This is a genomic window from Pseudomonas sp. MH9.2 (assembly GCF_034353875.1).
Lineage (GTDB): Bacteria > Pseudomonadota > Gammaproteobacteria > Pseudomonadales > Pseudomonadaceae > Aquipseudomonas.
Genome location: NZ_CP133784.1, coordinates 47,588 through 73,043 on the forward strand (window position 1 = coordinate 47,588; position 25,456 = coordinate 73,043).

Annotated in this window: 23 protein-coding genes; 15 read left to right on the forward strand and 8 right to left on the reverse strand. The window is 57.6% G+C overall.

Annotated elements, in window-relative coordinates; translation table 11 throughout:
* The first annotated feature begins 406 nt into the window (after positions 1-406).
* The 3 genes from RHM55_RS00190 to nahK all read left to right on the forward strand — a co-directional run bounded on the left by RHM55_RS00190 (position 407) and on the right by nahK (position 5,502).
* Positions 407-1,591: a porin gene (locus RHM55_RS00190; RefSeq protein WP_322178968.1), complete on the forward strand. Its 1,185-nt coding sequence runs from the start codon at positions 407-409 to the stop codon at positions 1,589-1,591.
* A gap of 175 nt (positions 1,592-1,766) precedes the next feature.
* Positions 1,767-2,933, forward strand: a complete 1,167-nt coding sequence (gene nosP / locus RHM55_RS00195) for a nitric oxide-sensing protein NosP (protein ID WP_322178969.1) — start codon at positions 1,767-1,769, stop codon at positions 2,931-2,933.
* Positions 2,860-5,502: a hybrid sensor histidine kinase/response regulator NahK/ErcS' gene (gene nahK / locus RHM55_RS00200; RefSeq protein ID WP_322178970.1), complete on the forward strand. Its 2,643-nt coding sequence runs from the start codon at positions 2,860-2,862 to the stop codon at positions 5,500-5,502. The genes nosP and nahK overlap by 74 nt, the downstream gene beginning before the upstream one ends.
* Here the strand turns inward: nahK and RHM55_RS00205 are convergent, their stop codons facing one another.
* The 6 genes from RHM55_RS00205 to RHM55_RS00230 all read right to left on the reverse strand — a co-directional run bounded on the left by RHM55_RS00205 (position 5,503) and on the right by RHM55_RS00230 (position 10,630).
* Positions 5,503-6,168 carry a response regulator transcription factor gene (locus RHM55_RS00205; RefSeq protein ID WP_322178971.1) on the reverse strand — a complete coding sequence of 222 codons (666 nt, stop codon included), beginning with the start codon at positions 6,166-6,168 and terminating at the stop codon, positions 5,503-5,505.
* A 54-nt stretch (positions 6,169-6,222) separates the two neighbouring features.
* Positions 6,223-6,786 (reverse strand): PQQ-dependent catabolism-associated CXXCW motif protein, encoded by a 564-nt coding sequence (locus tag RHM55_RS00210; protein ID WP_322178972.1) that lies wholly within the window; start codon positions 6,784-6,786, stop codon positions 6,223-6,225.
* A gap of 121 nt (positions 6,787-6,907) precedes the next feature.
* The gene (locus RHM55_RS00215) at positions 6,908-7,699 is read right to left on the reverse strand and encodes an ABC transporter permease (protein ID WP_219059926.1); all 792 of its coding nucleotides are present in this window, start codon (positions 7,697-7,699) and stop codon (positions 6,908-6,910) included.
* Positions 7,696-8,454, reverse strand: a complete 759-nt coding sequence (locus RHM55_RS00220) for an ABC transporter ATP-binding protein (RefSeq protein WP_322178973.1) — start codon at positions 8,452-8,454, stop codon at positions 7,696-7,698. Before RHM55_RS00220 ends, RHM55_RS00215 begins: the two co-directional genes overlap by 4 nt.
* Positions 8,451-9,410, reverse strand: a complete 960-nt coding sequence (locus tag RHM55_RS00225; protein ID WP_322178974.1) for a YVTN family beta-propeller repeat protein — start codon at positions 9,408-9,410, stop codon at positions 8,451-8,453. Before RHM55_RS00225 ends, RHM55_RS00220 begins: the two co-directional genes overlap by 4 nt.
* 35 nt (positions 9,411-9,445) lie before the next feature.
* Positions 9,446-10,630, reverse strand: coding sequence for an ABC transporter substrate-binding protein (locus tag RHM55_RS00230; protein WP_322178975.1), 1,185 nt, complete (start codon positions 10,628-10,630; stop codon positions 9,446-9,448).
* A 314-nt stretch (positions 10,631-10,944) separates the two neighbouring features.
* Here RHM55_RS00230 and pedF point away from each other — a divergent pair, with 314 nt between their 5' ends.
* The 12 genes from pedF to RHM55_RS00290 all read left to right on the forward strand — a co-directional run bounded on the left by pedF (position 10,945) and on the right by RHM55_RS00290 (position 23,658).
* Positions 10,945-11,382 carry a cytochrome c-550 PedF gene (gene pedF / locus RHM55_RS00235; protein ID WP_322178976.1) on the forward strand — a complete coding sequence of 146 codons (438 nt, stop codon included), beginning with the start codon at positions 10,945-10,947 and terminating at the stop codon, positions 11,380-11,382.
* 5 nt (positions 11,383-11,387) lie between these two features.
* Positions 11,388-12,263, forward strand: a complete 876-nt coding sequence (locus RHM55_RS00240; protein WP_322178977.1) for a substrate-binding periplasmic protein — start codon at positions 11,388-11,390, stop codon at positions 12,261-12,263.
* A gap of 40 nt (positions 12,264-12,303) precedes the next feature.
* Positions 12,304-13,089 (forward strand): quinoprotein dehydrogenase-associated SoxYZ-like carrier, encoded by a 786-nt coding sequence (locus RHM55_RS00245; protein ID WP_322178978.1) that lies wholly within the window; start codon positions 12,304-12,306, stop codon positions 13,087-13,089.
* Positions 13,090-13,118: 29 nt separating this feature from the next.
* Positions 13,119-14,057: a quinoprotein relay system zinc metallohydrolase 1 gene (locus tag RHM55_RS00250; RefSeq protein WP_322178979.1), complete on the forward strand. Its 939-nt coding sequence runs from the start codon at positions 13,119-13,121 to the stop codon at positions 14,055-14,057.
* 132 nt (positions 14,058-14,189) lie between these two features.
* Positions 14,190-15,965: a PQQ-dependent methanol/ethanol family dehydrogenase gene (locus RHM55_RS00255; protein ID WP_322178980.1), complete on the forward strand. Its 1,776-nt coding sequence runs from the start codon at positions 14,190-14,192 to the stop codon at positions 15,963-15,965.
* A gap of 228 nt (positions 15,966-16,193) precedes the next feature.
* Positions 16,194-17,714, forward strand: a complete 1,521-nt coding sequence (locus RHM55_RS00260; RefSeq protein WP_322178981.1) for an aldehyde dehydrogenase family protein — start codon at positions 16,194-16,196, stop codon at positions 17,712-17,714.
* A gap of 229 nt (positions 17,715-17,943) precedes the next feature.
* On the forward strand, positions 17,944-18,015 hold the full coding sequence (gene pqqA, locus RHM55_RS00265) for a pyrroloquinoline quinone precursor peptide PqqA (RefSeq protein ID WP_010209364.1): 72 nt from the start codon (positions 17,944-17,946) through the stop codon (positions 18,013-18,015).
* A 112-nt stretch (positions 18,016-18,127) separates the two neighbouring features.
* Positions 18,128-18,454 carry a pyrroloquinoline quinone biosynthesis peptide chaperone PqqD gene (gene pqqD, locus RHM55_RS00270; RefSeq protein WP_407074671.1) on the forward strand — a complete coding sequence of 109 codons (327 nt, stop codon included), beginning with the start codon at positions 18,128-18,130 and terminating at the stop codon, positions 18,452-18,454.
* 175 nt (positions 18,455-18,629) lie between these two features.
* Positions 18,630-19,793 carry an alcohol dehydrogenase-like regulatory protein ErcA gene (gene ercA / locus RHM55_RS00275; RefSeq protein ID WP_322178982.1) on the forward strand — a complete coding sequence of 388 codons (1,164 nt, stop codon included), beginning with the start codon at positions 18,630-18,632 and terminating at the stop codon, positions 19,791-19,793.
* Positions 19,777-21,507 carry a NahK/ErcS family hybrid sensor histidine kinase/response regulator gene (locus RHM55_RS00280; protein ID WP_322178983.1) on the forward strand — a complete coding sequence of 577 codons (1,731 nt, stop codon included), beginning with the start codon at positions 19,777-19,779 and terminating at the stop codon, positions 21,505-21,507. The genes ercA and RHM55_RS00280 overlap by 17 nt, the downstream gene beginning before the upstream one ends.
* 195 nt (positions 21,508-21,702) lie before the next feature.
* Positions 21,703-22,701 carry a response regulator gene (locus RHM55_RS00285; RefSeq protein WP_322178984.1) on the forward strand — a complete coding sequence of 333 codons (999 nt, stop codon included), beginning with the start codon at positions 21,703-21,705 and terminating at the stop codon, positions 22,699-22,701.
* 3 nt (positions 22,702-22,704) lie between these two features.
* Positions 22,705-23,658, forward strand: a complete 954-nt coding sequence (locus RHM55_RS00290) for a diguanylate cyclase (protein WP_322178985.1) — start codon at positions 22,705-22,707, stop codon at positions 23,656-23,658.
* Positions 23,659-23,723: 65 nt separating this feature from the next.
* Here RHM55_RS00290 and RHM55_RS00295 read toward each other — a convergent pair whose 3' ends face one another.
* Together RHM55_RS00295 and RHM55_RS00300 are read right to left on the reverse strand one after the other, a co-directional pair.
* Positions 23,724-24,767, reverse strand: coding sequence for an LLM class flavin-dependent oxidoreductase (locus RHM55_RS00295; RefSeq protein WP_322178986.1), 1,044 nt, complete (start codon positions 24,765-24,767; stop codon positions 23,724-23,726).
* Positions 24,768-24,827: 60 nt separating this feature from the next.
* Positions 24,828-25,313, reverse strand: a complete 486-nt coding sequence (locus tag RHM55_RS00300; RefSeq protein WP_322178987.1) for a flavin reductase family protein — start codon at positions 25,311-25,313, stop codon at positions 24,828-24,830.
* Between the last annotated feature and the right edge of the window lie 143 nt (positions 25,314-25,456).

Here is a 25,456-nt window from a genome sequence, read left to right on the forward strand (position 1 = left end):
AATTCAACGTTTCGGGCATGGCAGCCATAGTAAAAGAAATGCCACTGCGGCAATAGCGGTGAGTATCAGGAAAGCAGCGCTGTAACCCGATTGCTGTATCACCAGCCCTGCCAGGCTGGCGTTGTGAAAACTCAGACTCAATGACGCAACTGACGACTATCAATGACCCGTCGTGCCCCGGTTTGGTTTCATCGAGCCGCACTTATAGCCGAGAACCGACCGGGTTGGGCGCGAGGTGCAGTACTTAAGTTTAGATCCCGGTTGTAACGGTAGTCTTACACCGTGATGGGCGGGCTCTACCCGCCAATCTAAAGCACTGACACATTGCGGCCAAGGCAGCGTATGGCTGTGGGCCAGACCTTTTGATAATCGCCTCCGACATCTCGTCCCTGTTGCGGAGCGCGCCATGCACAACAATAAGAATTCTCAACGTCGATTCCTGCCTGTGCTTATTGCCGGCCTGTCCACCCTCAGTTTGAGCCAACTGGCCAACGCCGAGATCATGTTATATGACAAGGACCAGACGACATTTTCCACTGACGGTTACGTCAACACCTTCTACGTGAACAGCAAAGTTGACCGGCCTGGCGATCAATACGATCGCAGTCAGGCCCGAGTGAAGATGGGCTTCCTGCCCAACTACATTGGTTTCAACATGGGCAAGCAAGTGGATGATCTGAAGTTGGGCGCACGGGCGTCGCTTTGGGTCACCATTAACGACAGCCAGACCAATGGCACGGCTACGGCTATCGACGTTCGTCAATTCTACGGCACCGTCGCCAAACCAGAGTGGGGGGAGGTCCTGATTGGTAAGGATTTTGGCCTGTTTGCGCGTTCCAATATCCTCCTGGACGAAATGCTTTCCGGCTATGGTCAGGTCAGCGATACCCTGGGTCTGGTAGACGGTGGCGGGGTGTCTTTCGGCAACATCGGCACCGGCTACCCCTATCCGTTTCCCACTTCGCAGATCACCTACCGTTCGCCGATCATGGACGGGCTGCGAGTAGCTGTAGGCATCATGGATCCGGTGGATACCAATAACAGCAGCGCACTGGGTAAGGCTTACCAGAATAATCCGCGGACCGAGAGCGAGGTCACTTACCAGTTCGATGCGGCCGGGGCAAAGGTGTACAGCTGGGTCAACGGTAGCTATCAAACCTCTGACAATACCGATTCGACCGTTGCTTCGGTGACGTCAAAAGGGTTGGGTTATGGGGTTCAGGCGAAGATGGGTGGCGTGACGCTCACCGGTTCTGGGTTTCGGGCCAAGGGTATCAACCCGTTCTTCACCAATAACGCTGGCGAGGCGACTTTGCGTGAAGTAGACAGCGTTGGCTACCTGATGCAGGGCTCCTACAAACTTGGCAAAAACCGACTGGCACTGTCATACGGCAAGACCAATGACGATGGCAACGGCGTAGTAGGCTCCGGCGCCAATTACGACACGCGTGGTATCGCGCTGTTTCACGACGTCAATAGCAGCCTCCAATTGGTCGTCGAGTACAACCAGTTTGAAATCAGAGGGCATGAAACCACCGCCCTGAACGAAACCACCAACACCTTTGCCGTGGGCGCTGTCTTGACCTGGTAGTGGTTACGGTGTGCCAACTCCCACAGTGTACGTCCACTCTACTGTGGGAGTGAGTGCCTGAATGTCGCGGTCTCATCCTATCGGAGTGGCTACCCACTACCCAAGTAGGATACGGGGCCGGGTCCAGTATTCGTAGACTGGCCTATCAGACAACGCACTTTCGGGAGGCGACTATATGCAGCAAGCCCAAACCGACGGCGTAGTGAGCGCGATGTCGATGGCAACCGGGGCGCAAGAGGTCGCGCAGGAACTGGCGCGACAGCTGTTGCATCCGCACTTGGGCTTCGTGTTGTTCTTCTGCTCGGCTGAATACGATTTACAGGCCTTGGGTGCCGCCTTGCAGCAAAGCTTTGGAGGTATTCGCGTGGTCGGCTGTACCAGCGCCGGCGAAATCACTCCCGAGGGCTACGGCCGTGGTTGTGTGACGGCGATAGGCTTTGATCATCGGCATTTCTCTATTGCCGCCGAATTGATTGATGAAATGGAACGCTTCAGCCTGATCGACGCTCAGCAAATGGTCGAGCGACTGGTTGGCGACTGTCGCAGCAATACCCTGGCGCCGATCAAAGGCAACAGTTTCGCCCTGACGTTGCTCGACGGCCTGTCCAGCCGCGAGGAGATGGTCCTCGCCGCGCTGAGTGCAGCCTTGGGCGATATCCCGCACTTCGGTGGTTCTGCCGGAGACGATAATTACCTGACCCACACTCACGTATATTTCGGCGGCGAATTCCACAGCGGCGCCGCCGTGGTGCTGTTGGTCAATACCTGGCTGGACTTCGAAGTTTTCACCACGCACCACATTTTGCCGCGTGCGGAAAAGCTCGTGGTCACCCGTGCCGACAGCACCATGCGCCGGGTTTACGAGCTTAATGCCGAGCCTGCGGCTGAGGAGTATGCGCAGATCATCGGGGTACCGGTGGCCGAGCTCAATCACCGGATATTTGCTGCGCACCCACTGGCCGTTCGGATCAACGATCAGTACTACGTCAGGGCGATTCAACAGGTCAACCATGACCTGAGCCTGAGTTTTTACTGCGCGGTGGAGAACGGCATTGTGCTCACTGCCATGACCCCAGGTCCGTTGTTGCCCAATCTGCAGGGCCTGTTCGATGGCTTGCAGGATCGCTTGGGTTCGTTGTTGCTGACTATTGGCTGCGACTGTTTTCTGCGGCGCATGGAGCTGGAGGCCGATGGCAGCGTCCAGCAGATTGGCGACTTCCTGCGCGAGCATCGGGTGATAGGTTTCAACACCTACGGAGAACAGTTCAATGGCATGCACATCAACCAGACCTTCACCGGCGTTGCCATCGGACGGAACCGTGCAGCCTCCTTCCCCCGCTGAATTGCTCGAGCACATCGCACAACTGCAACGGGATAATCAAAAGCTGCAGCGGATCAACACGGCCCTGATTGAACGGGTCGAGTCCGGCACCGCGCGTGGCAATGATTCCTATGCGGCCTTTCAGCATTCGGTGGTCCTGGCCGAACAGGTCAGGGAACGCACCGATGCATTGAACCACGCGATGGCCGAACTCAAGGCCAGTAATTACCTGCTGAGCGAGGCCCGCCTGCGTGCTGAAACGGCCCACCAGCACTTGGTGGATGCGATCGAAAGTATTTCCGATGCGTTCGTGCTGTTTGATGAGGACCAGCGCATCGTCCTGTTCAACAGCCGATTCAAAGCGTTCTGGGTCAACAGTCGGGTGCGGATCATCGGTGGTATGCGTTTGGCCGAGGTCAAGCGTCTGATGGCCAGTACCGGGCTGTTTATCGAAGAACCTCGGCACAGCGCTGACGAGCATCTGTTGTATCGTCTGAACGACGGCCGCTGGTTGCAGGTCAGTGAGCGACCTACCCGAGAGGGCGGCCGGGTGATCCTGTTTACCGACATCACCGAAGTCAAAGTCAACGAAACCGTGCGCCGCGAACAGGCCGTCGCGCAGAAGTCGCACCTGCTGCAGAGGGCTGTCGATAACCTGTCTCAGGGGGTGGCGATGGTCAACGCCGATGGGGTTCTGGAACTGTGGAATCGTCGCTTTCTGGAATTGAGCGGGCTGGCTCCGGTCGCCGCGCATCGGCCTTTTGCCGAGGTGATCGCTGACAGCGAGCTGGATCTGCTGACACCGGCCAGCCGTGACGCCAACGGTCGAGTGATCCATGAGCGGGAACAGCGGTTGTTCGACGGGCGGGTCCTTGAAATCCGCACGCATCCATTGCCGACTGGCGGTTTCGTCAACACCTTCACCGACATCACCGAACGCTATCAGCATGCTGAAGCCCTCAGCGAAAGCGAGCGCTGGATTCGCCTGATCACTGACCACGTTCCCGCGCTCATTGCTTACCTGAACGCCGACCTGGTCTATGAGTTCACCAACAAGGTATATGAGGAGTGGTACTGCTGGCCGCGCGGCGTGATGCTCGGACAGAGCCTGCGCGAGGTTCACAGCGAAGAGCATTATCAGCGCCTGGAAACCTATGTTGAACGCGCCCTTGCGGGGGAGAGCGTGACCTTTGAATGCCCAGAGATCAACATCAACAATCAGGAGCGATACATGCTGCGCTCCTACGTGCCCAACCGTTTGGCCAGTGGCGAAGTGGTCGGTATTTTTGTGTTGATCCGGGATATCACCGAGCGCCGCCGTACCGCCGAAGCCCTGCACCAGGCCTACCAGAACCTTGAACTACGCGTTCGCGAACGCACGGCCGAGCTGACCACCCTCAACAGTCAGCTCCTGCGCGAGATCGACGAACGCAGTCGCGTAGAGTTACGCCTGCGTGAAGCCAAGCTCGAAGCCGAACAGGCCAACCTGTCGAAAACCAAGTTTCTGGCCGCCGTCAGCCATGATCTGCTTCAGCCACTCAACGCCGCACGCCTGTTTACCAGTGCCTTGCTGGAGCGACGCGAGCCGGTGGCCAATGCGATTCTGGTGCGTAATGTCAGCAATTCGCTGGAAGACGTGGAAAATTTGCTCTGCACACTGGTAGACATCTCAAAGCTCGATGCCGGTGTAATCAAGGCCGATATCGCACCGTTTGCTCTGAGCGAACTGCTGGACAACCTGGCCGTCGAGTACGCGCAAATTGCCAGCAGCGAGGGCCTGGTTTTAGAGTTCGTGCCCTGCTCGGTGCTTGTACGCAGCGATATTCAATTGCTGGCGCGGATTCTGCGCAACCTGCTGAGCAACGCCATCCGATACACCACCACCGGCCGCGTGGTGCTGGGGTGCCGTCGGCATCGCCAGCGCCTGTCTATCGAGGTATGGGACACGGGCATCGGTATTGCCGAGAACAAGCTGGAGGAGATTTTCCAGGAGTTCAAACGCGGCGATGTGCAACGGCCGAATCAGGATCGCGGGCTCGGGCTCGGGTTGGCGATTGTCGAAAAAATCGCGGGCATACTGGGGCACAAGGTCAGCGTGCGTTCCTGGCCCGGCAAGGGCTCAATGTTCTCCATCGAGGTGCCAGTGACCCTAAGTGCACCCAAGGCGCTCGAGCAGGCGTGCATTACCGAACCGATGATGGAGCGCCTGCGAGGTGCGCGTATCTGGGTATTGGACAACGATGCGGCAATTTGCGCCGGCATGCGCACGTTGCTCGAAAGCTGGGGCTGCCAGGTGGTGACCGCACTCTCTGAGCAGGACCTGGCTCGGCAGGTAGAGAATTACCATGCCGACGCGGACTTGCTGATTGCCGATTACCACCTGGACGATGACAAGAATGGCGTCGATGCGGTGGCAACGATCAACGCTCGACGCGGCTCACCCTTGCCAGCGCTGATGATCACTGCCAACTACAGTAATGAACTTAAGCTGCAAATGCGTGAGCTGGGCCACACCCTGATGCACAAACCGGTGCGGCCGATGAAGCTCAAAACCGCGATCAGCCATCTACTGGGCCGATCGACAGTTTGATCAGCGTCGTAGATAGGCCGCGAAATCGATATCCCCGGCGCTGAGAATCGCCTGGACGCGGTTATGCACGTTGAGTTTGCGCAGGATCGCCGAGACATGGGCCTTGACCGTGGTTTCGGCAATTTCCAGGGTATAGGCGATCTGTTTGTTCGATTCGCCTTTGGTCATGCGTTCCAGTACCAGCAATTGCTTGCGGGTCAGGGCTTGTAGCAACTCAGGTGGGAAGCTGGGTGTGTTGTTCATGCTGCGCCGGGTGCCGGGCCTCTGTGCTCGAATGATGTCCGAGGGCAGGTAGACATTGCCGTTAAGAATCTGCTCTATCGCTTCGGTCATTTGCGCCCGTGGCGAAGACTTGGTGATAAAGCCCACCGCACCGTAGGTAATGGCTTGCAGCACAATTTGTTTGTCTTGTTCGGCGGACACGATCACCACCGGAATTGTGGGCGCCTCGTTGCGTAGATTGATCAGGCCATTGAGACCGTGCATGCCAGGCATATTCAAATCGAGCAGAATCAGGTCGAGGTCGTCATGGGTCTGGGTCAGTGCCAGCGCGCTGTCCAGATCGGCCGTTTCCATCACTTCGCTGCCCGGAAACCCGTCGCTGATGACATTGGCGATGGCTTCGCGAAATAGAGGGTGATCGTCTGCAATCAGAATTTTATACATAGCCTTTCACCTCGTTATTTTGATTATGGTGTGGCGCGGGGGCGGGCCTGTTGCTCAGGGAAAGGGTTCGGGTTGGGCCAGCTGTACGGGTAAATTGGCCGCCTGCCAGGCATCGAGACCATCGCGGTACCAATAGAGATCGCTGTAGCCCAATGCAGAAGCTCGTTTTACCGCGTTCCAGCTCAGCCAGCAATCGGCGCGGCAATAGAACACCAAAGGCTGATCCTTGCGTCCAGCCGTTGCTTTTTGCAAGTTTCGCGAAAAATAGTCCTGCCATTGCGGGGTGAGTTCGCCGTCGCCGCTGTTGGCCAGCCAATGGCTGCCGGGGAGGTTGGCGTGGGGTTCGTCGTCGATAAACCGACCTTCCAGCCATTGTCTGCGATAGACGTCGATCAGCACCGGTCTGGAAGCTTGCTGCAGTAGTGTCTGCAAGTGTTCAGTGTCGATGATATGAGCACCCTCTACGTGATCGGGAGTAGGGCTGCGATACAACGTGAGGCGATACCCGTCGGCTGAAAACAACGGGGTCTGTGCCTGGGCGACACTTAGACCCAGGCTTAACGTCAAAATAAGCGCCGCCAGGGAAGGGTGGAGTACAGGGCGTAGAACGCACGGCATAGGGTGTTTCCTTTCTTGTTATCGTGGCATTACATGTCACCGACGGTGCTTTGTGAATGCGACGATAGACAGGTAAACCAGTACTAAAGTACTGGTTTACCTGTATTTGAACGCTGTCGGCTCAGGTTGCCCGACGCAACGCCGCGTGCTGAGGATTGAAGGTCAGCACTGCCAGCAGCGAAAACAGCAGGCACAGACCCACGCATACCCCAAACGCTAGCGGGTTGAAGCGCTCATACAAGGCAAAGCGCACCAGCTCTACCGCATGGGTGAACGGGTTGAGCGCACACAGCCAATACAGCCACTCGCTGGCTTCGCGCATTTTCCACAGTGGGTAAAGGGCCGAGGACAGGAAAAACAGCGGGAATATCACGAAATTCATGACCCCGGCGAAGTTCTCCAATTGGCGGATCGCGTTGGACAGCAGCAGTCCCAGCGCGCTTAGCATCAGCGCCACCAGCAACATCGCCGGCAAGGCCGCCAGCAAGCCCCAGGCGGGGGGGTGCACGCCATAGACCCAGGCGATGGCGAGAAAGGCATAGACCTGGAGCAAGGAAATCAACGATGTGGCGAGCAGCTTGCTGGCCAGCAGAAAGGCGCGCGGCAGAGGGCTGGTCAACAATACGCGCATGCTCCCCATTTCCCTGTCATAGACCATCGACAGCGAACCTTGCATACCATTGAACAGCAGGATCATGCAGGACAGCCCCGGAACGATGTACACCTCATACGGGATGTAGGTGTCATAGGGCTCGATGATCGCGATGCCCAGCGCGGCGCGAAAGCCCGCAGCGAATACCAGCAACCAGAGCAGGGGGCGTACCAGCGCACTGAGAAAGCGCGTGCGTTGCAGAATGAACCGCAGCCATTCGCGCAGAACGATGCCGCTGAAACAGTGCCAGTAAACGCTCATCGATTTGCTCCTGTCGCGGGCGCGGCGTGTAACGAAGGTGCCGTAGTCAGCCGGTGAAACGCGTCGCCAAGGTCGCCGCCATGCTCCGCGCTTACCGCCGCAGCCTGTCCCGACGCTACCAGACGCCCTTGGTGCAAAATCAACAAGTCATCCTCTTCCTGGACCTCATCGAGTAAATGAGTGGTCCAGAGCACGCTGATTCCGTGTTCGCGACACAGGCTACGCACATGGCGATTGAGCGCCAGGCGACTGGCCGGATCGAGGCCGGCGCTGGCTTCATCGAGTAATAGCAGGCGCGGTTCATGCAACAGCGCGCGAGCGATTTCTATCCTGCGGCGGTGACCGCCATTGAGTTCACGGACCCGCTCACCACGCCGTTCAGTCAGCTGTTGGCGGGCCAATTCCTCGTCGATCCGACCGTTCGCCTGACGCCGGGACATCCCGTGTAGTGCGGCGTGGTACCGCAGGTTCTGTTCGACACTCAAGTCCAGATCCAGGGTGCTTTGCTGAAACACCACACCCAACTGGCGCAAGGCCGGGCGCGGGGCCTGACGAAGCGAGCAGCCGCCCACACGGATTTCGCCGCGTTGCAGGTCGTAGAGCCGGGTCAGTAACGCGATCAAGGTCGACTTGCCAGCCCCGTTGGGGCCAAGCAGCGCCGCGAAATGTCCGGGCGCGACACTGAACGCCACATGCCGCAGTGCTTCTCTGGCGCCATAGGCGAAGCTGACATCATCCACTTCAAGGGCATTCATGGGGCGACAACTACGCCCCACGGATAACGGCCGACTTTGATCGACTTGGTCACCTTGAGGCTGTTCACATCAATGACGGATACATCGCCGCTCACGCCATTGGTGGCGAGTAACTGACTCTGGTCTGGCGTAAAGGCCAGCTGCCAGACCCTGCGGCCCACCAGCAAGTAATCGAGAATCTCAAGCGTCTTGGCGTCGACCACGGCTATGTGATTGGCCGGGCCCAGTGCGACGAAGGCATAGCGGCCATCGGCACTGAGCTTGATGCCCACAGGTTGAACCTTATCCGGATGCACGCCCTTGATCTGGAAGGTCAGCGTCTTGAGGATCTTGCGGGTGGACACATCAACCACACTGACCGTGCCGCCGACCTCCGCCGAGGCCCACAGGCGGGAGCCGTCCTTGTTGAATTCGACGAACCGTGGTCGCTGATCCACCAGGGTGCTGTCCTTCAGGGTTTGGGTGCTGGTGTCGATCCAATGCAGCATGTTCGTGGTTTCACTGGTGTTGACCGCCCACTTGCCGTCAGGGCTGACAGCCATGCCTTCAGGTTCGACGCCGACATCGACTTGCGCCAGGACCTTGGAGGTTTCGGTGTCGATGACCGTGACTAAAGCATCGTCTTCGTTGGAGACATACAGCCAGCGATCATTGGGGTGCAGGGCGAATTGCTCAGGGTCTTTGCCGGAGGGCAATTCTTTGATGATCTTGTGCGTGGCGACGTCCATGACTTGCACGCGGTCCGAGTCGCTGGCGCAGATATACAGCAGCTTATTGTCATGGGAAAGCAGTAACCCTCTGGGCCGCAGCCCCACGGGCAGGGTTTGGGTGACCTGCAGGGTCTCCATATCGATCAGGCTCAGGGTGTTGTCCTTTTCGTTGGAGATAAAGGCTGTGGCCGCCAGGCTTTGTCCCATGACAAGGAGCAGGGCGGAGGCAATCAGGGTGCGACGCATGGCGAGGTCCTTTTTTTGGAATTATTAGAGGCAAGTCACTGGAAATGGCAGGTTACTTCGGGCTTGTCGTAGCCCAAGGTGTCGAGTTCGGTGACGGGGTGCAGAAAGCCGTCCTGGGGTGAAGTGCTGACCAGCGCCCGGGGTTGAACAATAGGGATTGGCTGCCGCAGCTGACCGTTCCAGGCGCGATAGCTGAGTTTGCGGCCCTTGAAGCCGTCCAGCGGCAACTGGTCGCTCAGTTCTGCCTGGCGAATGACCATGGGGTCGGTCTGGTGCAGTTTGTTCACTGCGCTGGCGATACTGCGCACGGCCATCCATGCGGCAAAATCCCGATCATTCATCCAGCGCCCGGCGAGGGCTTCGAAGCGTTTTTGCAGCTGCGCTGCACCGTAGGTTTCCACAGACTTGTGCCAGCCTACGGGCGTCAGCCCTTGGGTGCCAGCCACCGGGCGTGGATACCAGGTTTGATAAGGCACGTACTCACCAAAGTCGCCACGCTCATCGGCGACCAGAACCACATCGTATTCGGTGGTCTGGGTGAACAGCGGCATATCGGCCTGTGCGCTGCGGCGCTGGTCGTTGTCAAAGCTCCAGGCTTTCTCGGCGACGATGGTGTGGCCGAACCGTTTGGCGGCGCGGCGCAGGGCGGCTGCATAGGCTTGGTCGTCCGGGGTCTGGCCGACGATCAACAGCCAGCGGTTCCAGCGCCTCACGGTCAGAAACTGGGCCAAGGCGTCGGTCAGCATGGCCCGGCTCGGCAGGGTGTGCAGCACGTTGTTCAGGCACGCAGTGCTGCGCAGGCTGTCATCGGCGCTACCGGCATTAAACAGAAGGCTGTCGGGCAGGGCGGCACTGAGCTGGCGCAGGGTTTCGGCGGGGGCGTTGACGACAAACAGCCGCAGGCCTTGCTGGTGAAGCGCTTGCGCGGCATCGAGCAAGGCTTGCGGGCTGTCGGCGTTGGCGGTTTGCAGGGTGTAGCTGTGATTGAGAAAGCGCCCGGTGCTATTGCTGTCGATGATCGCCAGTTCAGCGCCGCGGAGTCCGGCGTCACGGGGTTCGGGGATAATGTTCGACAGCACCGGGCCTAGGTCTGGGATGAAAGCCAGGTAGCCGATTTGAACCTTCATCTCCTCATTGGCGGCATGGCTTTGGGGCGCCAGCAAGGTCGCTGCGGCGAGGGTTAGCAGATAGATCAATCCGTAACGGACACGCTGACGCATAAGGCACTCCATACAGGTAGTGCCAGCATAGAAACCGATCGGAGGGAGGGGAATATGTAGAAAGTACCAGTCAGCCAGTACCAAGGTAGTAGGTTTGCGGGGTCGCATTGGCTTGGTTGGGCACTACCCCGTCTGGTGCAGGAAATCTTCTGTGTTGCGGGAATGGTTCTCTTGGCCCGCTCATCAAGGCAATCGCCACATGCCCTACTACCAAGGGAGGAGATGGCGGCCACCAAAGCAGCATTCGGTTGCGCTGACTGGGTTCATAAGATGGCGGCATAGCTTTTTTTGCGTGCAATCTCGAGGGCATAACAATGACAACAAAACGCAACGCCTTACTGATAGTGGGTTTGCTGGCTGGCTTGGTCGGCAGCGGCCTTGCTTCGGCGCATGGCGACGTCGTACCACAACCGGTGGCTACCGATGGTTTGACCCCGCTAGGTCCTGAATGGCGCACCGAAAACCCCTATCGCACTTCCAAGGATCATGACCGGGCGCTGGAAATCGGTTCGTCTGCCTATAACCAGAACTGCGCTGCCTGCCATGGCCTGGAAGTCATCTCCGGCGGTATCGCCCCAGACCTTCGCATGCTGGAGCCTGGCGCTGCTGGCGACGAATGGTTCGTAGAGCGGGTGAGAAACGGCGCCGTGCGCGATGGTCGGGTCTATATGCCGAAAATGGCCGACTACCTGAGCCAGGAAGCACTCTGGGCCGTCCGTACCTATCTGGACAGTGTGCACGTCGAGGAGTGACGGCTATGCGTTTTTATGCGCTGTTGTTGAGCGGCTTGCTGTTGTGTTGCCAGGCAGTGCAGGCGCAAGTTCGTAGCTACGACACCATGATCGAATCCGGAGTGCTCAAGGTGGCGGTCTACGAAGACTTCGCGCCTTACAGTTTCCAGGACAATAAAAAGCCACGCGGTGTCGATGTTGACCTCGCCGCTGCATTGGCCAAGGCCTTGGGTGTACGTCTGGAATTGCTCTGGGCGCCACCGGGGGAAAAGCTTGACGACGATTTGCGTGACTCCATTTGGCGCGGTAGCGAATTGCGTCATCAACAACTGGCCGATTTGATGATGCGAGTGCCCTATGACCGGGACTACTCGCTCAAGCGCGACGATCAGGGTGAACTGGCAAACGGTCATGTGGTGATGTTTGGACCCTACCAGACTGAATGTTGGCAGGTCGCTTACGACCGTCGGCGAATGGACGCCGTGCCCAGTGTTGCTGTGTTTCAGGAACACCCTATCGGTGTTGAAGTGGACAGCATCCCTTCGTTCTACCTGACGTTCGTGTTCAACGGCATGCTCAGCGCCAAGACGCATCACTACCCAAGTGTGCAGCAGGCTTTTGTCGCCATGAAGGGCGCCGAGGTCGATGCGGTGATGGGCATGCGCGGGGAAATCGACTGGCAAGTGCACCAGGCCAATGATAAGAACCTGGCTCTGGGGGAAAACGCTTACCCAAATATGGGCCGGCAACGCTGGGAAATCGGCATGGCGGTGCACGAGAGCAATCACCAGATGGCCTATGCCATAGAGGAAGCGCTGGAGGCCCTTATTCGTGACGGCAGTGTGCAAAAAATCTATGCCAGTTACGGTCTGCGTTATGACATTCCGGAGATGTATCAATAAGCGTGACTCTACAAAAACAAGTCATCAGGAGCGATGCGCGATGAACTGGCGAGTGACCTGTTTGCTGGCGGCCTGCCTGCCGATGTGGGTGCTGGCGGCGGGTGCCGACCCGGACACATCGCTGGAGAGGGCGCAGGGCAAGGATCCAGTCACCTCGGTGATGTGGGATTTCTATCACCAGAAAATGCTCAAGGGCGCGCCCTACGTTTTCGACCAGCAGGTGATCCTGCGGGCGCCACCGTTCGCTGAGGATTCGCGTCAGGTGCCTATCGAAATCGATGCCAGGGCCTTCAAAGGCCAAGTGGTGCGCATCCTGGCTTGGGCCGAACTCAATCCGCTGCCACAGATCGTTGACTTCCAGCCGGGGGATCAGATTTTGCCGTGGCTGGCGATTCGTATTCGCATCGAGCAGTCCACACCCCTGCGCGCGGCGGTGCTGACCCGCGATGGCGTATGGCACGTCGGCTCCACCGAGATATCCGCTGCCGGAGGCGGGTGTACGGCACCCAGTGTGGTGCGTACCCAGGCAGGCTGGGAAGAGCATATCGGCGAGGTCTTGGGAGGACGCTATCCCCGCAGTGATTTCAGTCGTTTAAGGCTGCAGATTGCCCATCCGATGGATAACGGAATGGTCAGTGGCATTCCCGAGTTCTACATCAATCACGCTGAATTACGTGACGCCAACAACAAGACCCTGGCGACACTTGAGCTGTTTCCAGCGGTCAGTGAAAACCCGACCCTGGGGTTTGACGTGCAAGGTGCCGGGCAAACCCGGCTGTTGCTGCGCGACAACAGCGGCAACGAATTTAATGCGGTCGTCAATTAACGGCTGCGGGCTGCCGTGCGGAGAGCGCCATGCGTGTGTTGATCTTGTTATGCCTGTGCCTGAGCCTGAGTCAGCCGGCACTGGCCGATCTGGACTATGCTCTGCAGCCTCGACAAATTGCCGAAGGTACCTGGTTGCTGGAGGGCAGCACCGATAATTTTACCAAGGCCAATGGCGGCAATATCGTCAATACAGGCTTCATTGTCACTGACAGCGGGGTGGTGGTGATCGACACGGGGCCGTCGCGACGCTATGGCGAAGCCCTGCGCAAGGCGATTGCCGCCACCACCGACAAACCGGTGATTCAGGTGCTGCTGACCCATCATCACCCTGACCATATGCTGGGTAATCAGGCGTTTGCCGATGTGCCCATCGGCGCGTTGCCAGGGACCATCGAGTTGATGCGCCAGCAGGGCGATGGCTTGGCTGAAAACATGTACCGCATGGTTGGTGACTGGATGCGCGGCACCGAGCTGCGGCTGCCGACCCAGACCCTGGAGAGCGGTACGCTGACGATTGGTGGTCATCCTTTGCGGTTGCTGGCCCTGAGTGGGCACACCGGTTCGGACTTGGCGATTCTCGATGAGAAAACCGGCGTTTTGTTTGCCGGGGATCTGATTTTTTATCAGCGGGCCCTGACCACGCCCAATACACCGGGCCTTGGCGTATGGCTGGCAGATATCGACCAACTGGAGGCTTTGCCGTGGACGGTCATCGTGCCCGGTCATGGCCCATTGGCCGAGGACCATCGACCCTTCGTCCAGATGCGAGACTACCTTGTTTGGCTGGACACACTGATGACGGAAGGTGCTGCCACTGGCGCAGACATGTCCGAGTTGATCCGCAGTCCGATACCTGAGCGCTTTGCCAGTATCAACCTGAGTCGCTACGAATTGATTCGTAGCGTCAGCCACCTGTATCCGCGTTATGAAAAGCACGACATGAAGCGGCTCGACGTCCGTCAATAAACCGCTCTACCTACTAAGGGATTAGAAAACTCCATATTGCGGGCAATTGTTGTCGAGGCGCCTGCCGCGAAGAATCTGCAACAGACCGGGAGGCTCTCCCGAACAAACAAAAAAACCGCAAAGGTAGCCGTCATGACCCAACCCGCACGTCGCCAACCCTTCGCTCTGAGCCTGCTCTTGAGCGCCATGCTGTTGTCAGGTAGCGCCCTGGCAGCCGTGACCGATCAGGATATTCTCAACGATCCCAAGAACCCTGAGCAGGTCGTTACCAACGGTCTTGGCGTTCAGGGCCAGCGCTACAGCCCGCTGGACATCATCAATAGCGACAACGTCAAGGATTTGCGCCCTGTCTGGGCCTTCTCCTTCGGTGGTGAAAAACAACGCGGCCAGGAAGCGCAGCCGCTGATCAAAGACGGCGTGATGTACATGACCGGCTCCTACTCGCGGGTGTTCGCGGTAGATGCTCGCACTGGCAAGAAGCTGTGGCAATACGATGCACGTCTGCCCGATGACATCCGTCCTTGCTGCGACGTGATCAACCGTGGTGTCGCGCTGTATGGCGACTTGGTGTTTTTTGGCACACTCGACGCCAAGCTGGTGGCCTTGAACAAGACCACCGGCAAGGTGGTCTGGAGCAAGGAAGTCGCCGATCACAAGGCCGGTTATTCAATCAGTGCCGCACCGCTGGTGGTCAATGGCAAATTGATTACCGGGGTCGCCGGCGGCGAGTTCGGCGTGGTCGGCAAAATCGAGGCTTACGATCCGAAGAACGGTGACCTGCTCTGGACCCGACCTACCGTGGAAGGTCATATGGGTTATATCTACAAAGACGGCAAGGCCATTGAAACCGGCATTTCCGGCGGCGAGGCGGGCAAGACCTGGCCCGGCGATCTTTGGAAAACCGGTGGCGCGGCGCCTTGGCTGGGCGGCTACTACGACCCGGAAACCAATCAATTGTTCTTCGGTACCGGCAACCCGTCGCCTTGGAACTCGCACCTGCGCCCTGGCGACAACCTGTTCTCTTCCTCGCGTCTGTCGCTCAATCCGGACGACGGCACCATCAAATGGCATTTCCAGAGCACGCCGCATGATGGTTGGGACTATGACGGTGTTAACGAGCTGGTCTCGTTCAACTATCAGGAAAATGGCAAAACCGTTCAGGCCGCGGCCACCGCTGACCGTAACGGCTTTTTCTACGTGCTTAACCGTACCAACGGCAAGTTCATCCGTGGCTTCCCGTTTGTCGACAAAATCACCTGGGCAACCGGCCTGGACGCAAACGGCCGTCCGCTCTATAACGAAGCCAGCCGTCCCGGCGCGCCAGGTGGCGCAACCAAAGGTACTTCAGTATTCGTAGCGCCAGCCTTCCTCGGTGCTAAAAACTGGATGCCTATGGCCTACAGCCAAGACACCAAGCTGTTCTATGTGCCGTCCAACGAGTGGGGCATGGAAATCTGGAACGAAGACATCACCTACAAGAAAGGCGCGGCGTACATCGGTGCAGGCTTTACCATCAAACCGCTTAACGAGGACTACATCGGCGTACTGCGTGCGATCGATCCGGTCACCGGTAAAGAGGTCTGGCGTCATAAGAACTTCGCGCCGCTGTGGGGTGGCGTAATGGCCACCAAGGGTAATCTGGTGTTCACCGGCAACCCTGAAGGCTTCCTTCAGGCGTTCAATGCCAAGACGGGTGAAAAAGTCTGGGAATTCCAGACCGGCTCGGGCGTATTGGGCTCTCCAATTACATGGGAAATGGATGGCGAGCAGTACGTCTCCGTATTGTCCGGTTGGGGCGGCGCGGTTCCATTGTGGGGCGGCGAAGTGGCCAAGCGAATCAAGGATTTCAACCAGGGCGGCATGCTTTGGACCTTCAAGTTGCCGAAGGAGTTAGTGGCCAAGCACTGACTTTAATCAGAGGCAGCTGGTTACTCTGCGAGTGCGAGTGCGAGTGCGAGTGCGCGTGATGCGGTGTGTCTGATCACGCGCCTACGCAGGGTTCCAGCACCCTCTAATTACGACCAAAGAACGAGACTCCCCCTGCCAACGGCGCATTCGTTTGGCGCCTGCGGCTGTCTACCATCGGATCATCGCTTGTTCGACCGACAGGCAACGACCCGTACAGAGGCCACAATAATGATCTACGCACAACCCGGAACCCCAGGCGCTGTTGTTACGTTCAAACCGCGCTATGGCAATTACATTGGCGGTGAGTTCGTGGCACCGATTAACGGCGAATACTTCACCAACACATCGCCTGTCAACGGTGAAGTCATCGCCGAATTCCCGCGTTCCACCGCCGCTGATGTCGAACGCGCGCTGGACGCCGCTCACGCCGCTGCCGATGCCTGGGGCAAGACCTCGGCTCAGGATCGTTCGCTGGTGCTGCTGAAAATTGCTGATCGTATCGAGCAGAACCTTGAAATGCTCGCCGTTACCGAAACCTGGGACAATGGCAAGGCTGTACGCGAAACACTGAACGCCGACGTCCCGCTGGCTGCTGATCATTTTCGTTATTTCGCTGGGTGCATCCGGGCTCAGGAAGGCGGCGCTGCAGAAATCAACGAACTGACAACTGCTTACCACTTCCACGAGCCTCTGGGCGTGGTCGGGCAAATCATTCCCTGGAACTTCCCGCTGCTGATGGCCGCCTGGAAACTGGCGCCGGCGTTGGCGGCAGGCAACTGCGTGGTGCTCAAACCTGCTGAGCAAACGCCGCTGTCTATCATGGTGTTTGCCGAACTGATCAACGACTTGCTACCGCCGGGCGTTTTGAACATCGTTCAAGGCTTTGGCCGTGAAGCCGGTGAAGCCCTGGCAACCAGCAAGCGTATCGCCAAGATCGCTTTCACCGGCTCCACTCCGGTAGGCGCGCACATCATGAAATGTGCGGCCGAGAACATCATTCCGAGCACCGTGGAACTGGGTGGCAAGTCGCCGAATATCTTCTTCGAAGACATCATGCAGGCCGAACCGCAGTTTATCGAGAAGGCCGCTGAAGGCCTGGTGTTGGCGTTTTTCAACCAGGGCGAAGTCTGCACCTGTCCATCGCGTGCCCTGGTCCAGGAATCGATCTACGACGCGTTCATGGTCGAAGTGATGAAGAAAGTCGTCAAGATCAAACGCGGCGACCCACTGGACACCGAGACCATGGTCGGCGCTCAGGCGTCCGAGCAGCAATATGACAAGATCCTTTCGTACCTGAAAATTGCCCAGGAAGAGGGTGCTGAGCTGTTGACTGGCGGCGCGGCGGAACGTCTGGAAGGCGATCTGTCTACTGGCTACTACATTCAGCCGACGCTGCTTAAAGGCAACAATAAAATGCGCGTGTTCCAGGAGGAGATCTTCGGCCCAGTGGTCGGTATCACCACCTTCAAGGACGAAGCCGAAGCCCTGGCGATTGCCAACGACAGCGAGTTTGGCCTGGGTGCCGGTCTCTGGACCCGCGACATCAACCGTGCGTACCGCATGGGCCGGGCGATCAAGGCCGGTCGCGTCTGGACCAACTGCTATCACCTGTACCCGGCGCACGCCGCGTTCGGTGGCTACAAAAAGTCCGGTGTCGGCCGTGAAAACCACAAGATGATGCTTGATCACTACCAGCAGACGAAGAACCTGCTGGTCAGCTACGACATCAATCCGATGGGCTTTTTCTAATCTAAAGCTTCAAAGCGGGACGCGCAGTTGCATGCCTGCTGCCACGGGATTCGCAAGGATCCGTGGCAGCAGGTTTGCCTGGGAAAAGCCATGACGGTGTCTCTGGCAGCGTCATGACCCCCTACCAACGCACCCCACAAACACCCCCCAAAGTAGCATTCGAACCTATACCCCTCACGTGTATTAATTGACTTACCGGAATTGACCGGCCCAAGAAGAGGATTGACCTATGTGGACCAAACCCGCGTTTACCGATCTGCGCATTGGCTTTGAAGTGACCATGTATTTCGCCAGCCGTTGATCAATCAAGTCCCGGCCTATCGTTGCGTTGGCCGGGGCGTTTCTTGTTCGCTGGAGCACTCAGTATGCTCACCCAGAATTTCGGGTCTGCCGCCGGTGGCGGATGCCCTCCAATGACACAGTCCCCCCTCAATGGCGCGAGCGTCCTGCTCGACAGCACGATGAGTGCCAGCAAACGTGAGCGCATCCCGGCCCTCAGACACGGTTTTCGTCTGCAATGGGAGCCGCACCAGCGCTGTTGGGTTCTGCTTTACCCTGACGGCGTGGTCAAACTCAGCGACAGCGCCGGGGTCATTCTTCGCAAGGTCGATGGGCTGCGAAGCACGAACGTGATTATCGAGCAGCTGTGCGAAGGATTTCCCGCTACGCCGGGGGTCGATGACGACATCCTGGTCTTTTTAGAAATTGCCTATGCCCAGCACTGGATTGAGTTCCATTAACCGGTCTGGCCCGCTGCTCTGGCTGTGGGTGGATTGACTTACCGCTGCCCGTCTGTGCTCGCAAATGAAAGGCTTCTCGACTGATCTTCAAGGCATGAGCAATGGTCTGATTGCATTCGCCCAGAGATGGTTTAGGCTGGCGCCCATCTCCGATAACAACAAAAACAGGCTTTGTATGAGCCCTAGCATCAGCCAATTGCGTAAATTCGTTTCTCCAGAAATAATTTTCGGTGCCGGCAGTCGGCACAATGCGGGCAACTACGCCAAAACCTTCGGTGCCCGTAAAGTGTTAGTGGTGACCGATCCCGGCGTAATCGCTGCGGGTTGGGTCGCTGACATTGAGGCCAGCCTGCGAGCGCTGGACATCGAATACTGCCTGTACAGCGATGTATCTCCTAACCCGCGGGTTGAGGAAGTGATGCGTGGTGCCGAGCTTTACCGTGAGAATCATTGCGACGTGATTATTGCTGTAGGCGGCGGTAGCCCTATGGACTGCGGCAAGGCCATTGGCATCGTTGTCGCCCATGGGCGGAGCATCCTCGAGTTCGAAGGTGTGGACATGATTCGGGTGCCAAGTCCGCCGCTGATCCTGATCCCGACCACCGCAGGGACCTCCGCTGACGTTTCGCAATTCGTGATCATCTCCAACCAGCAGGAACGGATGAAGTTCTCCATCGTCAGTAAGGCTGTGGTGCCGGACGTCTCGCTTATTGATCCGGAAACAACACTGAGCATGGATCCGTTCCTCTCGGCCTGTACCGGCATCGATGCGTTGGTGCACGCGATTGAAGCCTTCGTTTCTACCGGTCACGGGCCGCTGACCGATCCTCATGCGTTGGAAGCCATGCGTCTGATCAATGGCAATCTGGTGCAGATGATTGCCAATCCTGGCGACATTGCATTGCGCGAAAAAATCATGCTCGGCAGCATGCAAGCTGGGCTGGCGTTCTCTAATGCGATCCTTGGTGCGGTGCATGCGATGTCGCACAGCCTGGGCGGTTTCCTCGATCTGCCCCATGGCCTGTGTAACGCCGTGCTGGTCGAGCACGTGGTGGCGTTCAACTACAATTCAGCGCCGGATCGTTTCAAGGTGATTGCCGAGACCTTTGGCATTGATTGCCGGGGCCTCAATCACCGGCAGATCTGCCAGCGCCTGGTGGAGCATCTGATCGCTCTCAAACGTTCTATCGGCTTCCATGAAACCCTTGGCCTGCATGGCGTCAGCATGGCGGACATTCCGTTTCTTTCGCAGCACGCGATGGATGATCCCTGCATTCTCACCAACCCGCGGGCGTCCAGCCAGCGCGATGTTGAGGTGGTCTATGGCGAAGCCCTCTGAGGACCAGCAGCGCGCCCTCGCGGGGTTGCTGGGGCTGGGTAATCATTCGACGCGCAAGAGCCACTACCCGGAGCTGGCGGTACGTCTGGATGAACTCGAAAAAGAGCGCAATCGCTATAAATGGCTGTTCGAGCATGCGGTGCACGGGATTTTTCAGGCAAGCCTGAAAGAAGGCCTGCGCGCGGCCAACCCCGCTTTAGCGCGAATGCTGGGCTACGACGATCCGCAAGAGGTGTTGTTTTCCCTGGCCGACCTTGCCGGCAACTTGTTTGCGGGCGGTGCAGCGGAGTTGGAGACCATCGGCGACATACTGCTGCGCGAGCGTAGCCTGTTGGGCTATGAAACCCAGTTGCAACGCAAAGACGGTAGCCATGTCGATGTGCTGATGAACCTGCTGCTCAAACCTGATCAGGATGGCCTGGTCGAAGGCTTTGTTGCTGACATCACTGAACGCAAGTTGGCCCAGCAGCACCTGCAGCAGCTCAACGATGAGCTGGAGCAGCGCGTGATTGCGCGCACCAATGAGTTGCTGGACGTGAACCGCAACTTGCAGCAACAGATCGTCCAGCGGGCGGAAATCGAGCGGGCATTGCGCGAAGCTCGTGACGCCGCTCAGGCTGCCAATCGCAGTAAAGACAAATACCTCGCGGCCGCCAGCCATGATCTGTTGCAGCCACTTAATGCTGCTCGGTTGCTGATCTCGACCTTGCGCGAGCGGCAATTGCCTACGGCTGAGCAGGTATTGGTGGAGCGGACCCATCAGGCGCTGGAAGGCGCGGAAGACTTGCTGACGGATTTGCTGGATATTTCCAGGCTGGATCAGGCCGCGATCAAGCCCGACATCGAATTGTATCGACTCGACGAGCTGCTGGCGCCGCTGGCCTCGGAGTTCCAGTTGGTGGCCGAAGCGGCAGGATTGAACCTGCGCGTGCGCATAGGGGACTTCGCAGTACGTACCGATCTGCGCTTGCTGACGCGGATTATGCGTAATTTTCTCAGCAATGCCTGCCGTTATACCGCGCAGGGCAACATTTTGCTGGGCGCACGGCGGCGGGGCGATTATTTGCGCCTTGAAGTCTGGGACACCGGGCGAGGCATTGCTGAAGACCGCCTCGATTCGATTTTCCTGGAGTTCAATCAACTGGATGTTGGCCGTGCAGCCGACCGCAAGGGGGTGGGCCTGGGCCTGGCAATCGTCGAACGCATCGCGAAGATTCTGGGTTATCGGGTTCTGGTGCACTCACGACCGGGACGGGGTTCGATGTTCGCCATTGAAGTGCCTCTGTCGCACGACGTTCCGCTACCGGCCAATGTCGTGGTGCAGCAGCATCCTGTTGCGGGCAATCCTCTGCCGGGTCGCCGCCTGCTGGTGGTGGACAACGAACTGAGCATTCTCGAAAGCATGGCTGCGTTGTTGGGGCAGTGGGGCTGTGAGGTCCTGACGGCCACCGATCAGGACAGCGCGCTGGCGGTACTGCAAGGGCAACCACCGGAGCTGATTCTGGTCGACTTCCACCTGGATCATGGGGTGATAGGTTGCGACGTGGTAACGCAACTGCGCGAGCATTTCGCGCAATCCATTCCTGCCGTAATGATCACCGCTGACCGCAGTGATCAATGTCGTCGTTCACTGCAAAAGCTGGGGGCACCGCTGCTGAATAAACCGGTAAAACCCGGAAAACTGCGGGCGGTGTTAAGTCAATTGCTGGGTTAGGCTCCTGAATACAGCATAAGCACAAAGATTGCATAAGCACGGAGCGCGGGTTAATAAGGGGGTCTTTATATCCATTGGCTCTAAGAATGCTTCAGGCATTTTGGCGGCGGCGATCTGATTGGTTTTCTTGTGTAACAAATAGCATCCGTACTTGGGTCTAAACCCTGAAACTCTTTTGCAGTGAGAAAGAACACAATGCCCATGATCCCTTTGCTGATATGCGACGACTCCAGTATGGCGCGCAAGCAGCTATTGAGGGCTTTACCCGCCGACTGGGGCGTATCGGTCACCATGGCGGCCAATGGCCAAGAGGGACTCGAAGCCATTCGTCAGGGGTTGGGGCAGGTGGTGTTGCTCGATCTGACGATGCCGGAAATGGACGGGTATCAGGTCCTGGCCGCTGTCCGTGAGGAAAACCTGCAAGCGAAGATTATCGTGGTTTCCGGCGATGTGCAGACGGAAGCGATACGACGTGTGCTCGAACTGGGCGCCTTGGCCTTCCTGAAAAAGCCTGCCGATCCAGACGAGCTCAAAAGAACGCTCGCAAGCCTTGGTCTGCTGGGCGAGCCTCAAACGGCTGTCGCCATCGCGCGGGAAGTTCCTGAGACGCAGACCAGCTTTCAGGATGCGTTTCGTGAAACCATCAACGTCGCCATGGGGCGTGCCGGGGCGTTGCTGGCCCGAGTGCTGGGTGTGTTCGTCCAGTTGCCGGTGCCGAATGTGAGCATGCTGGAGGTGGGGGAATTACACATGGCGTTAGCCGACGCACAGAACGGTGACCGGTTGACAGCAGTCTGTCAGGGGTATATCGGCTGTGGTATCGCCGGCGAAGCGTTGCTGATTTTTCACGGCTCTGAAATTGCTGATATGGCGAAATTGATGCAGCGGGACTCGGTCGAGTATTCGGACATGGAAATGCTCCTGGACTTGTCGACGATTCTGATTGGAGCCTGTTTGAGCGGGATAGCCGAACAAATTGACGTGGTATTTTCCCAGGGCCACCCGCAAGTACTCGGTGAGCAGGGAGGCATCGAAGAGTTGATCCGGGTTAATAAGCAGCGCTGGAAGAAAACCCTGGCAGTGGAAATCAGCTACAGCCTTGAGGGCCACAATATTCATTTCGATTTGTTGATGTTGTTCACCGAAGACTCGGTAGAGCGGCTTTCAAAAAAACTCGCCTACGTGATGAGCTGAGCCATGAACGATCACATCGATATCAAAGAGCTTCACTGGTTGCTAACCATCGTGCAGTGCATCGACGTGGGTGTCGTAGTCTTCGACCGGGATTTCCGGGTCCAAGTCTGGAATACTTTTATGGAGAACCGTTCCGGCGTTGTGCCGAACGAGGCCAGCGGCCAATCGTTTTTCACCCTGTTTCCCGAAATCAATGAGGCCTGGTTTCGCAAAAAGGTCGATAACGTGATCACCCTCGGTACGCCTGCGTTCACCATCTGGGAGCAACGACCATATCTGGTGCATTTCAAGAACTACCAGCCGATCACCGGCCAGGAGGACTTCATGTACCAGAACACCACTCTGTTTCCGCTGCGCTCGATCAACAACGAGATTGGTCACATTTGCCTGGTGATCTATGACGTGACAGACGTGGCCACCCACTCACATCAGTTGCAAGCGGCCAATAGTCAGTTGCAGACGCTGTCCAACACCGACCGACTGACCGGCTTGTACAATCGTGGACACTGGGAGGAGGCCCTTAAACTCGAATACGCCCGCTATCTTCGGTACGACACGGCCACAACGTTGGTCATGTTCGATATCGATCACTTCAAACGTGTCAATGACACCTACGGCCACCAAGCGGGCGACAAGGTGATTCAGCTCGTTGCCGAAACCGTACGTCAGCACATCCGCGATGTTGATATTGCAGGTCGTTATGGCGGTGAAGAGTTCGCAGTCTTGTTGCCCGACACCAATAAAGCAGGGGGCGCGGTGTTTGCCGAACGTTTGCGCAAGGCGATCGAAGCACAAGAGGTCATCCACGACGGCCATTCAATCCGTTGCACCGTCAGCCTTGGCGTTGCAGACATGAGCCAGCCTACGTCCGACTACAAACACCTGATCGAATCGGCCGACCAAGCGCTGTACGTTTCCAAGACCAATGGCCGTAACCTGGTGTCGGTGCATGAGTAAGGGCTGAGTCGCTGATCGTGCACAGTCGGCCCCCTACAGGTACGACGGTGCACAGAACTGCCAGCTTATTCGAACGCCGGCATGACCTGCTTGATGAACAGTTCCAGCGATTTCTTTTTCTCGGCGTGGGGCAAGCTGTTGTCACACCAGAAGCTGAACTCATCAACGCCCAGTTCCTGGTAGTACTTGATCCGGGCAATGACCTCTTCCGGGGTGCCAATCATGGTGTTCTTGTGGATGTTTTCAAGTTCGAACTCCGGGCGATCCGCAAATTTCTCTTCCGGGCTCGGCGCAAGGAAGCCATTGACGGGCACTTGCTTGTTGCCGAACCAAGCGTCGAACGTGCGGTAGAAACGCGAGATGGCCTTGGCGCCGACTTTCCAGCCTTCGGGGTCGTCGACACTGTGGACGTGGGTGTGGCGCAGTACCATCAGTTGAGGGCGCGGAACCTCTGGATTATTGGCCAGCGCGGTTTCGAACTTGTTCTTCAAGTCGAGCACTTCTTCGTCGCCTTTCATCAGCGGCGTGACCATGACGTTGCAGCCGTTTTTCACTGCGAAGTTATGTGAGTCAGGATCGCGGGCGGCAATCCACATGGGAGGATGCGGTTTCTGGATTGGCTTTGGCACGCTGGTGGAGGTGGGGAATTTCCAGATATCACCGTCATGGGCATAGTCGCCTTCCCACAGCTTGCGCACCACCGGGACCATTTCACGCAGGTGATTACCCCCTGAAGCAGCGGGCATGCCACCGGCCATACGGTCGAACTCGATCTGATAAGCGCCACGAGCCAGTCCGACTTCCATCCGTCCATTGCTGATCACGTCAAGCAGGGCGCATTCACCCGCGACGCGTAACGGATGCCAGAACGGCGCGATGATCGTACCGGCGCCCAAGTGGATGGTGGTCGTACGGGCTGCGAGGTAAGCCAGCAGCGGCATCGGACTCGGGGAGATGGTGTATTCCATGGCGTGATGTTCGCCGATCCAGACCGTACGGAAGCCACCGGCCTCGGCCATCAGGGTCAATTCGGTCAGGTCTTCGAACAATTGGCGATGGCTGACTTCCTCATTCCAGCGCTCCATATGCACGAACAAAGAAAATTTCATGACACATTCCTCAAGTCTTTTTAGTGGGCCTGTCAGGTGCAGGCGTGCGACGGTTTCGGATCAAGCAAAGGCTGGCAGTGCGCCCATCTTGCCGCGGCAGTACACCAACGGGCTGGTCTGTTGCTGAGGGACGATAAGGTTTTTCACCGCACCGACCATGATGGCGTGATCGCCGCCTTCGTACTCACGCCACAGTTCACACTCAATGATCGCGGTGGCATTGTTCAGCAGCGGATTACCCAGCTCGCTGAGCGTCCACTCGATACCTTGCGCCTTGTCTTTGCCTTTGCGGGCAAAGGCAAAGGCTTCAGTTTGCTGTTCGCCGGAGAGAAAGTGGATAGCGAAGCGTTTGTTCTTGATCAGTACCGGGTAAGAGTCTGAACTGTAGTTGGGGCAGAACAGCACCAAGGCCGGCTCCATCGACAGCGAACTGAAGGCGCTGGCCGTCAAACCGACGATTTCGCCATTGTCATCCAGCGTGGTTATCACCGTCACCCCGGAGGGGAAGGAACCCATGACTAATTTGTAGACATTTGCATCGATCATTGGATTTTCCTCAGGTGACGGTGGCACCAGGCCTAATTGTATGGATTGTGTGTCTGATGGTATACCGTAATACCTTCTTTGCAAGTGGTATTTTTCCCGTGCGACGAAGACGATATTTCAGGCATAAAAAAGCCGACGCCTGG